Consider the following 14,288-nt stretch of genomic DNA (forward strand, 5'->3'; position numbering starts at 1 on the left):
CGCCGCCGCCGGTGGCCCGGCGACGGCTGGCTGTGGATCGGATCGATCGATTCGCAGGTTCAGTCGAAGCTGTATTCGACCATCAGGTTGAACGAACGGCCGCGCGGATCGGCCACCCGCGGCTCCCACGCCGCGCCCGAGGCGAAGTCCACCTGGTGCGCGGTGAACGGCGGATCGGTGTTCAGCAGGTTGCGCACCGCGAAGGTGAGCTTGGTCTTGCTCAGTCCGGTCCAGCTCAGGCTGTAGTTGTAGGTGATGTAGTCATCGACGTCGGGGTTCCAGTTCGACGGCGTGTAGGTGCCGCCGGCGACGCTCACAGGTTCCTCGTCCTTGTAGCCGGCGCGATAGACCTGGGTCAGCATGTGCGACCAGTCGCCCTTCGACCAGCCGAAGCTCAGGGTGTGCTTCCACTTCAACGGCAGGTTGTAGAACTGCACATACTCGCCGACCTTGTTCGTGCTGTATGGCTCGTTGGCCAGCGGCTTTTCCCTGAAGCTGTCGATGTAGCTGCCGTTGAGGTTGAGGTTCCAGCGACCGCCGGCCAGTTCACCGTTGAGGTTGGCGTCCAGCTCCACGCCGCTGATCAGGGTGCCGCCGGAGTTGATGAAGCGGCGGTCGATTGCCGTCACCTTGCCGCTGCTGTCGCGGATCCAGTTGTCGGAGAACAGGTCATAGTTTTCGATCAGCGTGTTGAGGTCGGGCGAGCGGATGGTGTTGATGCGCTCGATCTGCCACCAATCCAGGCTGAGGTTGAACCTGGCGGTCGGCGCGAACACCAGGCCCAGGCTCTTTTGCCGCGATTCCTCCGGTTGCAGGTCGGTCTTGCCGCCGGTGATGATGGTTGGCTGGATCACGCCACAGCCCGGCTCCGTGGAATTGGCCCTGCCGGTGGGACATGTGGCCGGGTCGGCCAGGTCGAGGCCGAAGTAGTCCACCCGGTTGACGCCGGCGAACAGCTTGGTGAACTCGGGTGCCTTGAAGCCGGTGCTGTAGGCACCGCGGAACGCCAGCGACTCAATCGGCTGCCACTTGAACGAATACTTCGGGTTGGTGGTGCCTCCGAAGGTGTCGTAGCGATCGTGGCGCAGCGCCAGCGTCACTTCCAGGCTGCTCAGGATTGGCAGGTAGGCTTCGGCGTACAGCGCCTTGATGTCGCGGTGGACCTTGGGCAATTCGCTGCTGCCGTCAAACGGTGCCTGATAGACGGTGTCGTAGTTCAGTTCCAGGCCATCCAGCATCTGCACACCGGCGAACCTGAACTCCTCGCGCCGAATCTCGCCGCCAGTCGCCAGTTGCACCTCGCCACCCCACAGGTTGAAGCCGAGGCCACCGCTGAAGCTCGCGTCCAGCGTGGTAACGGTGGACTCGCCGCCATACAGATGCACACCAGTGGCCGACGCCGCTTCCAGCGCAGCCATGGCCTCCGCGCTCTGCTCGCCCGACGCCAGGAACGGATTCAGCAGGCCGCTGCCCAACGCCTGCTTCAGCCCGCTGGAGAAGTAATAGCCGCTGGCGAGCACCGACTCCGCCTTGCTCGACGCGCGCGACAGGCCAACATCGTAATCCCACGTGCCGATGTTGCCCTCCACCCCGGCCAGCAAGCGATAGGCCTTGGTCGTGGTTTCGACCTGACGCGGGCCGCAGGCCATGCAGCGCCAGCGGTAGGGAATGCTGTTGCCGTAAATCAGGTTGTCCGTGCCGAAATAGTCGGCCAGCGCGTCGTAGATCATGTCGTAGGTGGCCTGGGTATTCGCGTTCAGCGGATACCAGGTACTCGGATCAAGCACGGCGGTCGCCGACGCGCTCGACGTGAGCTGCAGCGGCTCGTATTCGCGCTTTGAGACCACCCGCGAGGCCATCGCCTCGGCGTAGAGGCGATGGGTCTCGTCGATCTTGAAGGTGGTGCGCCCCAGGAACTGCACGCTCTCCTGCGGCTGCTGCAACGCCTGCGCAGCCGGATAGTCCCAGGCGCAGGCGTACTTCGAACTGGCACTATCCCACAGCCGGTAGTCGTATGGCCCCATGTTGGGCCCACCACTCTCGCAGCCCGCGCCACCCGGCAGGTTGAGGATGTTGATGTAGCGCATCGCGCCGCCGCCGTCAGGGTCGGTCAGCGAACCGTTGATGATGCCGCCGGTGGCGTTGGTCACCGTGGCGAACGGCGTGCCACGGGTGTCGGGCGAGACGCCGCGGTCGGGCTGGAAGCTGTTGGCGAAGTCGCGCTGGTAACTGCGCAGGAACTCACTGCGCCGGTAGTTGACCGTACCCCAGGCGTTCCAGCGACCGGTGTCGAGATCGCCGACGCCACCGAGCACGCTGAAGTTGTAGATGTTGCCGCCGCCATCCTGGGTCACGTCGAAACCGCCGTTGAGGGTGACGCCCTGGTAGTCGGTGCGGGTGATGAAGTTGACCACGCCGCCGATGGCGTCGGTGCCGTACACCGCCGAGGCACCATCGCGCAGCACCTCGACTTGCTGGATCGCCGCGAACGGAATCGAGTTCAGGTCCACCGCCTGCCCGCGCAGACCGTGGGTGGCGACGCGACGGCCATTGAGCAGCACCAGGGTGGCGTCGGACCCCTGCCCGCGCAGGTTGGCACCGGACACGCCGGCAGTGCCGCGCAGCTCGCCCAGGTCCATGTCCACTGATGCCGATGTGAGGCCGTCGGCACCGTTGCCGGCGATGTTGAGGAACTGCAGCAGTTGCTCGGCCGAGGTGATGCCCTGCGCCTCGATTTCCTGCTTGCTGACGACGGTGATCGGCAACGCCTCTTCGATATCGGTGCGCTTGATGCGCGAGCCGGTGACGCTGACCTTGTCGAGTGTCGTCGTCACCTCCTTGGAGGGCGTGTCCTTGGAGGGCGTGTCGGCCTGCTGTGCCGCGGCGGGAGCGGCAATCGCGGCCAGCACGGCCGCGCACAAAAGGTTCAATCGGAGGTCTGGTTGGATGTGCATGAGTTCACCTTGCTGGACAGAGAGTGGGGGAACAGCCGGGATCGGCAAACTTTTCGGTTCTGCCTGCTTTCACGAATCCGTCCATCGACCGACGACCGTCGGGCAGATCAGTGAACCGTGGCTGCGTCTTCATTCATCGACAGCGTCCGGTCGAAACCAGCAGATCGAACACGCGGTCGAGGTCTTGCATTGCATCCTCCACACCGCCGCCGGAGACCCGGCGGCGGCTGGATGCGGGGTGATCCATCAGGTCAGTTGAAGTTGTATTCGACGGAGAGGCTGAGCGAGCGGCCGCGCGGATCGGCCACGCGCGGCTCCCACGCTGCGCCCGATGCGAAGTCGGCCTGATGCGCGGTGAACGGCGGATCGGTGTTCAGCAGGTTGCGCACCGCCAGGGTGAACTTCGCTTTCTCCAGGCCCGTCCAGCTCAGGCTGTAGTTGTAGGTGATGTAACGGTCCACATCCGGGTTCCACTGCGACGGGATGTAGGTGCCGTTGGCCACGCTCGGCGGCAATTCGTCCTTGTAGCCATGGCGATAGACCTGGGTCAGCAGGTGCGCCCAGTCTCCCTTGCTGTAGCCGAAGCTCAGGGTGTGCTTCCACTTCAACGGCAGGTTGTAGTAGCGCACGTACTCGCCCACCTTGTTGTCGCTGTAAGGCTGGTTGGCCAGGGTTTTTTCCCTGAAGCTGTCGATGTAGCTGCCATTGAGGTTGATCCGCCACGAGCCGCCGGCCAGTTCGCCGGTGAGGCTGGTGTCCAGTTCGACGCCGCTCATCAGCGTGCCGCCGGAATTGACGAAACGGCGGTCGATCACGACGATTTCACCGCTGGAATCGCGGATGAAGTTCTCGACGAACAGATCGTAATTGGCCTTCAGCATGTTGAGGTCAGGGATGCGGATGGTGTCGATGCGTTCGATCTCCCACCAGTCCAGGCTCACGTTGAAGTTACTGACGGGTGCGAAGACCACGCCAAGGCTTCTCTGCTTCGAGGTTTCCGGCCGCAGGTCGGTCTTGCCGCCGGTGCGGATCTGCGGCTTGATCGCCTCGCAGCCCGCGATCGCCGAATTGGCCACGCCACCCGGGCAGGTTGACGGATCGGCCAGGTCGAAGCCCGTGTAGTCATCATCGGTCGCCGGCGTGAACAGCTTGGTGAACTCGGGCACCTTGAAGCCGGTGCTGTAAGCGCCACGGAACGCCAGCGATTCAATCGGTTGCCACTTGAACGAGTACTTCGGGTTGGTGGTGCCGCCGAAGGTGTCGTATTCGTCGCGGCGCACCGCAAGGGTCAGTTCAAAGGTGTCGTGGACGGGGAGCCAGGCCTCCGCGTACAGCGCCTTCACGGTGCGGGCGGCCTTGGGCACGTCGATGCCGGTTTCGCCAATCTGGTAGATGACACTGCCGGTCAGGATGTTTCCGTTGGCATCCTTCGCGGCACCGAACTCGAACTCTTCCCGCCGGATGTCGATGCCGGTGGCCAGCTGGACCTCGCCGCCCCACAGGTTGAAGCCCAGGCCACCGGAGAAGTTGGCATCGAAGCTGGTGACGACAGACTTGCCGCCGAAGAGTTGCACGCCCGCTGCGGATGCTGCTTCCAGCAGCGCGATCGCTTCTGGTGCCTGCTCCTGGCCGGGCATCAGGAACGGGTTGATGTAACCGCTGCCCAGCGCCGCCTGCAGACCGGTGTTGTAGTAGTAACCGTCGCCGAGCAGCGTCGTCGCCTCGCTCTGCCCGCGCGTGATGCCTGTGTCATAGGTCCACTTGCCGATGTCGCCTTCAAGGCCAACGACAAAACGGCTGGCCTTGGTGGTGGTCACCTGCTGGCGCTGACCGCAGACGTAGCAACGCCAGCGGTAGGCGATGCGGTTGCCATAGACCAGGCTGGTCGGGCCGAAGTAATCGACAAGCGCGTTGTAGATCTGGTCGTAGGTTTCGCGGGTGTAATCGTTGAGTGGATACCAGGTCGTCGGGTTCAGCACGGCGGTCGCCGACGTGCTGGACGTCATCTGCTGGTACTCGAACTCGCGCTTGGACTCCACTTCCGAAACCATTGCCTCGGCATATGCGCGATGGTTGTCCCCGATCTTGAACGTGACCCGGCCCAGCGCCTGCAGGCTGTCCAGCGGCTGCTGGATGACCTGGGAGCGGGCGTAATCCCAGGCACAGGAATACTTGAGGCCAGCGTTGCCCCAGATCTGATAGCCGTAAGGGCCCATCATCTCGCCGCCACTCTCGCAGCCGGCCGCGCCGGGCAGGTTGAGGACATTGATGCGGGACTGGGAGCCCCCACCAGCCGGATCGATCAGGTTGGCGCTCATCATGCTGCCGGCTGCAGTGATGACCGTGGCGAACGGTGATCCGCTGGTATCCGGCGAGAGACCGCGCTCGGGCTGGAAGGTGTTGGTGAAATCGCGGTCGATGCCGCGCAATATCTCGTTCCGCTTCCAGTTCACCGTGCCCCATGCGTTCCAGCGATCCTCATCAAGGTCGCCGATGCCGCCGAGCACGCCCATGTTGTAGATGTTGCCGCCGCCTTCCTGGGTCACATCGAAGCCGGCGTTGACGGTGATGCCCCGGTAGTCGGTGCGGGTGATGAAGTTGATGACGCCGCCAATCGCGTCGGTGCCATACATCGCCGAAGCGCCATCGCGCAGCACTTCGACGCGCTCGATCGCAGCAAACGGAATCGAGTTCAAGTCCACCGCCTGCCCGCGCAGGCCGTGGGTGGCAACGCGGCGACCGTTGAGCAGCACCAGGGTGGCGTCCGCACCCTGTCCGCGCAGGTTGGCACCCGACACGCCGTTGCTGGCGCGGAACTCGCCCGAACCCAGACCGGCGGTACCCGCCAGGGTATCGCTGCTGTTGCCGGCGATGTTGAGGAACTGCAGGAGCTGTTCGGCCGAGGTGATGCCTTGCGCCTCGATTTCCTGCTTCTGGATGATGGTGATCGGCAGTGCCTCCTCCAGCTCGGTGCGCTTGATGCGCGAGCCGGTGACGCTGACCTTGTCGAGCGTCGTCGTCACCTCCTTGGAGGGCGTGTCATTGGAGGGCGCGTCGGCCTGCTGTGCCATGGCAGGCACGGCGATCGCGGCCAGCACGGCCACGCACAAAAGGTTCAATCGGAGGTCTGGCCGGGTACGCATGAGTTCACCTTGCTGGAATGATGGGCGGGCTGGGTGGTATCGCTTTTTCTGCTTTTCCTGCTTTTACTGCTTCGATTTCGACTTGCTTCGGTTGCGGTCTTTCGTCTTCGGCGGGACATGCGCCGGTCAGTCGGGCGCGGCCTCTTCATCGGCCATGTACAGCGTGCCGATCGCGGTCGCCAGTTCGTAGGGCGTCGGATCATTGCGGTTGCTCAACACGATCACGGTCAGGTGGCGCTCCGGCCAGCGCACGTAACTGTTGCGAAAGCCGATGCTCTCGCCGTTGTGCCACTGCCTGCCGTCGGCGATGCGCCAGCCGAAACCGTAATACGTGGCCTCCGGCATGCTGGCGACCTGCACCTGCCGGCCCAGTGCCAGCGCGCGGGTGCGTGCGTCGAACAAGCGGTCGTCGTACCAGGCGGCATCCCAGAGGGCGAGGTCATCGATATTGGAATAGATGCCGCCATCGCCCAGCACCGCGCTGTACGGGTTCTGGTCGGTCTGCGTCCAGCCGCCGTCCTGCGCGCTGTAACCAAAGGCGCGATGCGGAATCGCCGGGCCACCTTCGACACGGGCATGGGTGGCATGCATGCCCAGCGGTTCGAACACGTGGCGGCGCAGGTAGTCGGCGAAGGTCATGCCCGACGCGCGCTCCACCACCAGCGCCAGCAGCGCATAGCCGCTGTTGCTGTAGCGATACTGCGCGCCCGGCGGGAAATACAGCCGGTCTTCCTTCGCCAGCAGCGCAAGCACGCCGGCATCAAGAATCTGGCCCTCGTAAGGCTTGGGCATCAGGTCTTCGTAATCCAGCACGCCCGATGTGTGGCTCAGCAGATGGCGCAGGGTGATGGCACCTGCAACCTGCGGCAGTTCCGGCAGCCAGCGCTTCACCGGATCGTCGATGGACAGCTTGCCGTGTTGCGCCAGCAGCAGCACGGCGGCGGCGGTGAATGGCTTGGTGACCGACGCCAGCCGGTAATTGGTTTCAGGCCCGGCAGGCGTACCGCGGGCGAGGTCGGCCTGTCCGAAACCGCGCCTGAAAACCGGCTTGCCGTCTTTCAGCACGAGCACCGAAGCACCCGGCACATCGCCCGTGTAGGGCTGCATCAGGCGTTCGATTTCAGCGTCCCTTGCCGCCCGGCTGGCAGCGCCATCGCCGGCATGTACCAGCATGGAGGCCACCAGCAGGAGCAGTGCCGGCAACCAGCGGGCAGGGATACATCGCCGGATTTTGCGATGCACGGATCCGCTCGGCGGCTGCGCCTCCGGAACGGGTGAATCCTGTTTCCCCATGGCCCCTCCGGGTTGCGCGCTGACACGATGACGCGGGCGCTCCCCCCGCTGCTGGATCCGATGCGCCCCCGTTCGCATCGCATGCCGCCGCATGACAACGGCATGACGGGGATGGTGTAGCACGGCGTTTTCAAGGGTGTCAACGAAGCCCAGTGCGCTTGCCCCGCACCCCGCAAAGCGCCTTGTGTGGCGTCATCGCGCCATCCTGCGGCTTCGCATGGCCATCGTATCCATAGCCTTGGGTTTGGGCCTGTGCAATCATTTTGATGGCCGTGCCCGCCACCGCAGGCCAGCCACGGCAATCACCACCACGCGGCAAGACACCCCCTCCGGGGCGACCCTGCCCCGCCACCGCAACCGGATGGGCCATGCGCTTCCGCCAGATCGAAGTCTTCCACGCGGTCTATACCACCGGCTCGATCAGCGCCGCCGCGCGTGCGCTGCATGTCTCGCAGCCCTCGGTCAGCAAGGTGCTGCACCACACCGAACAGCAACTCGGGCTGGAACTGTTCCGTCTGGTGCGCGGGCGGCTGGTCGCCACCGACGAGGCGCATGCGCTGTTCGTCGAGGTCTCGGAAGTCTTCAAGCGCCTGACCTCCCTGCAGAAAACCGCCGGCAACCTGCGCGACCAGGCCGGCGGGCGCATCCGGCTGGCGGTGGTGCCCTCGCTTGGCTTGCACATCGCGCCGCTGGCGATTGCCCGCTTCCGCGAGCGCCACCCGGAAACGCTGTTCGTGGTCCAGACCCTGCACCACGACGACCTGTTCGAGGCGCTGTACGAACGCACCTGTGACATCGCGATTGCCTATGACCCGCCAGCGCATCCGCGCCTGAAACGGCGCGAGCTGGACACGGCGGAATTGATGCTGATGTTCCGCAAGTCCAGCCTGCCCGACGCCGAGGAGCGCATCCCGCTGGGCCGGCTCGACGGGCAGGACATGATCGGTCTGGCCGTTGGCGGCCCGGTCGGTGAACTGTTCAACCTCGAACTGCGGCGTCAGGGCGTCAGCGTGCGCGAAGTGGTATCCAACCAGACTTTCTACGTTGCCGCCGCGCTGGCCCGCTACGGTGCCGGCATGGCGGTGGTGGACGAATTCACCGCACGCGCGAGCGCCGACGCCAACGTGGCGTACCGCCCGTTCTCGCCGTCGATCCGCTACACGATCCAGTGCATGCATCTGGACGATCGGCCACCCTCCAAAGAGGCCAGCCAGTTCATCACTCTGTTTTCCCGCATCCTGCGCGAAACACGGGAATAGCGGTGTATGGTCAGCGGCATCGCACGGAGACTACCCATGGACATCCACGACATCGCCTTCACCCTGTACGCGCAGCTGGTCGGTGCCAATCGCGACAAGACACTGGACGAAGCCGCCCGCATCGAACTGGGCCGCGAAGCCTACCGCTGCGCCGAGGCCTTCATCGCCGCCAAGGACCTGTACATCCGCGAACTGCCCACCGGCGAAGCGGAACTGGGCTACTGATCGCGCGAAGGGCTGCGGGTATGCTTGCCGGAATTGCATCGGGAGCCCCGCCATGATCCGTCGCTTCGCCTGCCTTGCCGCCTTCCTCCTGTTGCTGGCCGGTTGCAGCAGCGGCCCGGTGCGGCGTGTCTCGGAACCGGCTGCTTCCATCCAGCAATTGACCGTGCGCGCAGACGGCGGCTGGGACGTGGAATTGCGCCTGCACAACTACAGCAGCATGGGCATGCGCTTCAGCATGGCGAAGCTGGACATCGCCTTCGACAACGGTGCTGCCGCCACGCTGGCGGTGCAGCCGCAGATCGACATCGGCCCGGAATCGGCAGACGTGTTCACCGCCACCATCACCCCGTTGCCGGAAGGTCGCGCGCGGATCGCCACCGCGCTGGCGGACGGTCGCGGGCTGAATTATTCGCTGACCGGCACGCTGGAAGCCGCCCCGCTGGACGGCAAGCCGAAGCAATACAAGATCAAGCGGGACAGCGCGCTGTCGCCAGTTCCGGGACTGCCCGGGGTGCTGCGCTGACCCGGCTTTCGGGCTTCCATACGGCGTAGTATGCTTCGGCCTCCACGGGCCGATCCGCGGCCCGCATTGCACGGGAAAGCCCGCATGAGCAGCTACAAGGCACCGCTGGACGACATCCGTTTCGCCCTGTTCGACGTCCTCGACGCAGAGCCCCTGTTCGCCAAACTCGGCTTTGCCGACGCCAACCGCGAACTGGTCGATGCCGTGATCGACGAAGCCGCACGCTTCACCGAAACCGTGCTGGCACCGCTGAACAAGATCGGCGACGAGATCGGCTGCAAGTACGACAAGGCCACCGGCGACGTGACCCCGCCGCCCGGCTTCAAGCAGGCGTTTGACCAATTCGTGGAAGGCGGCTGGACCGGCCTGACCAACGCGCCGGAACACGGTGGCCAGGGTATGCCGGCGGCAGTCGGTGCGGTGCTGACCGAAATGGTCGATGCCGCCAACCTGGCCTGGGGCAACTTCCCGATGCTGTCGCACGGCGCGGTCAAGGCGCTGGAAACCTATGGCGAGGACTGGCAGAAGGAGGTCTTCCTGAAGCCGCTGGTGGCAGGCACCTGGACCGGCACCATGTGCCTGACCGAGCCGCACTGCGGCACCGACCTCGGCCTGCTCAAGACCCGCGCCGAACCGCTGGACGACGGCAAGTACGCGCTCACCGGCACCAAGATCTTCATCACCGCCGGCGAGCATGATCTGGTTCCCAACATCATCCATCTGGTGCTGGCCAAGCTGCCGGATGCACCGCCGGGCGCGAAGGGCATTTCGCTGTTCGTGGTGCCGAAGTTCAAGGTGGCGCGCGACGGCACGGTGGGCGAGCGCAATGCGGTGCGCTGCGGCGCGATCGAACACAAGATGGGCATCCACGGTTCGGCCACCTGCGTGATGAACTTCGATGGTGCCGAGGGCTATCTGGTGGGCCAGCCGCACAAGGGCCTGCAGGCGATGTTCGTGATGATGAACTCCGCCCGCCTCGGCGTTGGCGTGCAGGGGCTGGGCCAGTCCGAACGCGCCTACCAGAACGCGCTGCGCTACACCCGCGAGCGTTTGCAGTCGCGTTCGCTGTCCGGTGCAAAGAACCCGGACAAGCCCGCCGATCCGATCATCGTGCAGCCGGACGTGCGCCGCATGCTGCTGGCGCAGAAGGCGCTGGTGGAAGGCGGTCGCCTGCTCTCGCTGCATGCCTATTCGCAACTGGACATCGCCGAACATGCACCGGATGCCGGCGAACGCGAACGTGCGGAAACGCTGGTCAGCTTCCTCACCCCGATCTCCAAGGCCTGCCTGACCGAATGGAGCATCGAGAACACCTACAACGCGGTGCAGTGCTTCGGTGGCCACGGCTACATCGCCGAGCACGGCATGGAGCAGATGGCGCGCGATGCCCGCATCACCACGCTGTACGAAGGCACCACCGGCATCCAGTCGCTCGACCTGATCGGGCGCAAAACGGCGGCAACGCAGGGCGCGGGGCTGAAGCTGTTCCTTGCCGAAGTGGAAGCATTTGCCAAGCAGCACGAAGGCAACGCGGCACTGGCCGAGTTCATCGCGCCGCTGCGCGCCAAGTGCAGCGAATGGGGCAAGCTCACCACGGACACCCTCACCCGCGCCGCCAGCAATCCGGAAGAACTGGGCGCAGCCAGTACGGACTACCTGTTCTATTCCGGCTACGTGGTGCTGGCCTACTGGTGGGCACGCAGCGTGGCCGCTGCCAATGCCTCATCGCGCCCGCAGGCGTTCAAGGACGCCAAGCGCGACACCGCGCGCTTCTACTTCGCCCGCATCCTGCCGCGCACGCTGGCCCACAAGGCGGCGATCGAAAGCGGCGCGGAGACGCTGATGGCACTGCCGGAAGCCGGCTTCGGCGAGTAAGCCGTTCCCGCATTCCCTTCTCCCCGCTGCGCGGGGAGGACGTGCCCTCTTTTCCTTCTCCCCGCTGCGCGGGGAGGACGTGCTCTTACTCTTCCTTCTCCCCGCTGCGCGGGGAGGACGTGCTCTTATCTTCCTTCTCCCCGCTGCGCGGGGAGGACGTGCTCTTATCTTCCTTCTCCCCGCTGCGCGGGGAGAAGGTGCTCTTATCTTCCTTCTCCCCGCTGCGCGGGGAGAAGGTGCCCGCATGGCGGATGAGGGGTGGCCGCAGTACACAAACCGCCATCGAAGGCGTATAAGCTGGTTCCCCGATGGAGACCGACAGAGCGACAATTCGCCCGGTCCATGCCGGCAACCGATCCGCAGCAGGTCATGCGGACGGGATGCTTCTCCCCGGCGGCACCCTCCACAGCCCCACGTTTACTCCCGGCATGCGCTTCCTCGGGCTGGATGCGCACGGCCGCGCGCTGGACTGGCTGAGCTGGCAGGACGCCACCTGCCTGTACGCACGCGGTGCAGTGGCCTGGACGCTGGGCGACCCCTGCCTTGAAGTCCACGGTGGCATCAATCGCCTCAGCGGTGAGCGCAGCATCCTGCGCCTGCATCCGATCATCGCCGCACGCGGGCATGCGCGCCCGTCGGCCATTGATCCAACGCCGGCACTCAGCAACCCGGCGCTGTTCGCCCGCGACCAGTACCTGTGCCTGTACTGCGGGCGCGAGTTCCATCGTTCATCGCTGACCCGCGACCATGTGCAGCCAGTCTCCAAGGGTGGCCGCGACATCTGGGAGAACGTGGTCAGCGCCTGCTTCCACTGCAATTCGCGCAAGGGCAACCGCACCCCACAGCAGGCCGGCATGCCGCTGCTGGCCGTGCCCTACCGGCCCAGCTGGATCGAGCACCTGATCCTGTCCAACCGCAACATCCTTGCCGACCAGATGGCCTTCCTGAAGGCGCAACTGCCGAAGAAGCGCCCACGCACGGCCTGAATGTGACGCACTGCGCGCGCCGGCACAGTGCGCGCGTTGACGCGGCGTGCGCGCTTGGCAACACTTCGGGACTTTCCGCACGGGAACCCCCTCATGGCACTGACCCTTGGCATCACCGGCATGGACAGCCCAACCGAAGCCGAGGTGCGCACGGCGTTCAACGCCGCCAATGCGGAAACCGGCAACCTGTGGACGCTGATTGCAGGCGACGCGGCGGATTACGTCGTGATCGACATGGACAGCCTGTACGGCCCGATGAGCTGGATGCGGCTGCATGCCGCCGGGCGCAAGGTGATCGGCGTGACCTCGGTCGAACGCAACCAGACCGATTACCGGCTGCCGCGCCCGATCACCACCACCGACTTTGCGGTGCTGCTCAGCGAGATCGCTGGCGATGCCCCACGCACCGCCGCCGCGCCCGTGGTCGAAGCCAAGGTCGAAGCCAAAACCGAAACCAAAGCAAAGCCGCCAGCTGTCGCACCGGTTGAACCACCGGCAGCGCAAGCGCCAACAGCGCCCACACCGGAGCCGCCACAGCCCGTGTCAGCGCCGGAACCGGAGCCCGTGGTGCTGTCTTCCGAGCGCACGCTGGCGCAATGGCTGCGCCCCGGCGGGCTGGATCGGCGTGTGCGCCTGCAGCACGGCGACGGCCCGGTGCTGCTGATCGACCCGCGCAACGGCGTGTGGCACGGCCCGCAAGCGCTGAAGGCGGTTGCCGCCTGCTTCAACCACACCCTGAGCCTGCTGGACTTCGCCACGCCGGATGCCACCGCATGGGAAAGCGAGGCCGCATCCCTCGGTGCCGCGCAGCCGCTGTCGCGCCTGCAATGGTTAGGCGGGCTGGTATCCGGCCACGGCGCGCTGCTGCCGGGCTTCGATCCCAACGGACAATACCGCCTCAACAAGTGGCCGCAGACCGAGCGCGAATATCCCAAGCACTTCCGCATCGCCACCGCGATGATGAAGGGGCCGGCCACGGTGGCCGAAGTGGCCGAGGCCAGCGGCGTAAGCAAGGAAGAAGTCGCCGACTTCATCAACGCCAACCTTGCCACCGGCTTCGCCGAGCCCTACGCGCCGCCACCGCCGGAACCGGAAACACCACAGCAGAAGGGCGGTCTGTTCGGGCGCATGCGCCGCTGATCTTGCGCGGGTAATCCGGCGCAGCACCGCTTAACGCAAAATCCACCCCGAAACGGGCGGCATGGGTTACCTTTGCCGCGCGTGCAAATCGCACGTCATTGATCGGATAGGGGAGATCGCGATGATCAAACGACTTGCTGCCGAATTCATCGGCACGTTCTGGCTTGTACTCGGCGGCTGCGGCAGCGCCGTGCTGGCCGCCAACTTCGGCGGCGATGGCAACCCGCTGGGCATCGGCCTGCTGGGTGTTTCACTGGCCTTCGGCCTGACCGTGCTGACCGGCGCCTACGCGCTGGGCCACATCTCAGGTGGTCACTTCAACCCGGCGGTCAGCTTCGGCCTGTGGGCCGGCGGACGCTTCTCCGCGAAGGATCTGTTGCCCTACATCGTGGCGCAGGTGCTGGGTGCAGTGCTGGCGGGCTTCATCCTGCTGCAGATCGCCGGTGGCACCGCAGGTTTCGCCGTTGATCCCGCCGCTGCCGGCACCTTCGCCACCAACGGCTTCGACGCGCATTCGCCGGGTGGCTACAACGCGGCGGCGGCGTTCCTGTGCGAAGTGGTGATGACCGCGATGTTCCTGGTGGTCATCCTCGGCGCAACCCACAAGAACGCGCCGGCGGGCTTCGCTCCCATCGCGATTGGTCTGGCGCTGACCCTGATCCACCTCATCAGCATCCCGGTCACCAATACCTCGGTGAACCCGGCCCGCTCCACCGGCGTTGCGCTGATGGTCGGCGGCGCACCGGTCGCGCAGCTGTGGCTGTTCTGGCTGGCCCCGATCCTGGGTGGCCTGCTGGGCGGCGTGATCTACAAGTGGCTGGGCAAGGACTGAGATTGCATCTTGCTGTTCCCTCTCCCCGCTTGCGGGGAGAGGGTGCCGAAGGCGGGTG

The 14,288-nt window shown here is 65.4% G+C and carries 10 protein-coding genes; 7 read left to right on the top strand and 3 right to left on the bottom strand.

Annotated features, from left to right (window positions below; translation table 11 throughout):
- Positions 1-59 precede the first annotated feature (59 nt).
- The 3 genes from QM612_RS05880 to QM612_RS05890 all read right to left on the bottom strand — a co-directional run bounded on the left by QM612_RS05880 (position 60) and on the right by QM612_RS05890 (position 7,270).
- Complete coding sequence (locus tag QM612_RS05880) at positions 60-2,930, bottom strand: TonB-dependent receptor domain-containing protein (protein WP_415252968.1); 2,871 nt, start codon at positions 2,928-2,930, stop codon at positions 60-62.
- 275 nt (positions 2,931-3,205) lie between these two features.
- Positions 3,206-6,073: a TonB-dependent receptor domain-containing protein gene (locus tag QM612_RS05885; protein ID WP_415252969.1), complete on the bottom strand. Its 2,868-nt coding sequence runs from the start codon at positions 6,071-6,073 to the stop codon at positions 3,206-3,208.
- A gap of 150 nt (positions 6,074-6,223) precedes the next feature.
- Entirely contained in the window at positions 6,224-7,270 is a 1,047-nt protein-coding gene (locus tag QM612_RS05890; protein ID WP_415252976.1) for a serine hydrolase domain-containing protein, read from the bottom strand.
- Between the two features lie 386 nt (positions 7,271-7,656).
- Here QM612_RS05890 and QM612_RS05895 point away from each other — a divergent pair, with 386 nt between their 5' ends.
- The 7 genes from QM612_RS05895 (at position 7,657) to aqpZ (ending at position 14,230) form a co-directional block, all read left to right on the top strand.
- Positions 7,657-8,649 (top strand): LysR family transcriptional regulator, encoded by a 993-nt coding sequence (locus QM612_RS05895; RefSeq protein ID WP_415252970.1) that lies wholly within the window; start codon positions 7,657-7,659, stop codon positions 8,647-8,649.
- A gap of 36 nt (positions 8,650-8,685) precedes the next feature.
- A complete protein-coding gene (locus tag QM612_RS05900; protein WP_415252971.1) occupies positions 8,686-8,874 on the top strand; it encodes a hypothetical protein in 189 nt (62 codons plus the stop codon).
- A 52-nt stretch (positions 8,875-8,926) separates the two neighbouring features.
- Complete coding sequence (locus QM612_RS05905) at positions 8,927-9,397, top strand: hypothetical protein (RefSeq protein ID WP_415252972.1); 471 nt, start codon at positions 8,927-8,929, stop codon at positions 9,395-9,397.
- Between the two features lie 84 nt (positions 9,398-9,481).
- Positions 9,482-11,272, top strand: coding sequence for an acyl-CoA dehydrogenase C-terminal domain-containing protein (locus QM612_RS05910; RefSeq protein ID WP_415252973.1), 1,791 nt, complete (start codon positions 9,482-9,484; stop codon positions 11,270-11,272).
- Positions 11,273-11,580: 308 nt separating this feature from the next.
- Positions 11,581-12,258: an HNH endonuclease gene (locus QM612_RS05915; protein ID WP_415252974.1), complete on the top strand. Its 678-nt coding sequence runs from the start codon at positions 11,581-11,583 to the stop codon at positions 12,256-12,258.
- A 93-nt stretch (positions 12,259-12,351) separates the two neighbouring features.
- Complete coding sequence (locus tag QM612_RS05920) at positions 12,352-13,398, top strand: hypothetical protein (RefSeq protein ID WP_415252975.1); 1,047 nt, start codon at positions 12,352-12,354, stop codon at positions 13,396-13,398.
- 115 nt (positions 13,399-13,513) lie between these two features.
- On the top strand, positions 13,514-14,230 hold the full coding sequence (aqpZ, locus tag QM612_RS05925; RefSeq protein ID WP_415252977.1) for an aquaporin Z: 717 nt from the start codon (positions 13,514-13,516) through the stop codon (positions 14,228-14,230).
- Positions 14,231-14,288 lie beyond the last annotated feature (58 nt).

This window comes from Thermomonas sp. (assembly GCF_047606765.1).
Lineage (GTDB): Bacteria > Pseudomonadota > Gammaproteobacteria > Xanthomonadales > Xanthomonadaceae > Thermomonas.

Excerpts from the sequence above, each read along its gene's own strand:
- QM612_RS05890 (WP_415252976.1), bottom strand. The coding sequence starts at position 7,270 with ATGCTGGTACATGCCGGCGATGGCGCTGCCAGCCGGGCGGCAAGGGAC.
- QM612_RS05895 (WP_415252970.1), top strand. The coding sequence starts at position 7,657 with ATGGCCGTGCCCGCCACCGCAGGCCAGCCACGGCAATCACCACCACGC.
- QM612_RS05900 (WP_415252971.1), top strand. The coding sequence starts at position 8,686 with ATGGACATCCACGACATCGCCTTCACCCTGTACGCGCAGCTGGTCGGT.
- QM612_RS05905 (WP_415252972.1), top strand. The coding sequence starts at position 8,927 with ATGATCCGTCGCTTCGCCTGCCTTGCCGCCTTCCTCCTGTTGCTGGCC.
- QM612_RS05910 (WP_415252973.1), top strand. The coding sequence starts at position 9,482 with ATGAGCAGCTACAAGGCACCGCTGGACGACATCCGTTTCGCCCTGTTC.
- QM612_RS05915 (WP_415252974.1), top strand. The coding sequence starts at position 11,581 with ATGGAGACCGACAGAGCGACAATTCGCCCGGTCCATGCCGGCAACCGA.
- QM612_RS05920 (WP_415252975.1), top strand. The coding sequence starts at position 12,352 with ATGGCACTGACCCTTGGCATCACCGGCATGGACAGCCCAACCGAAGCC.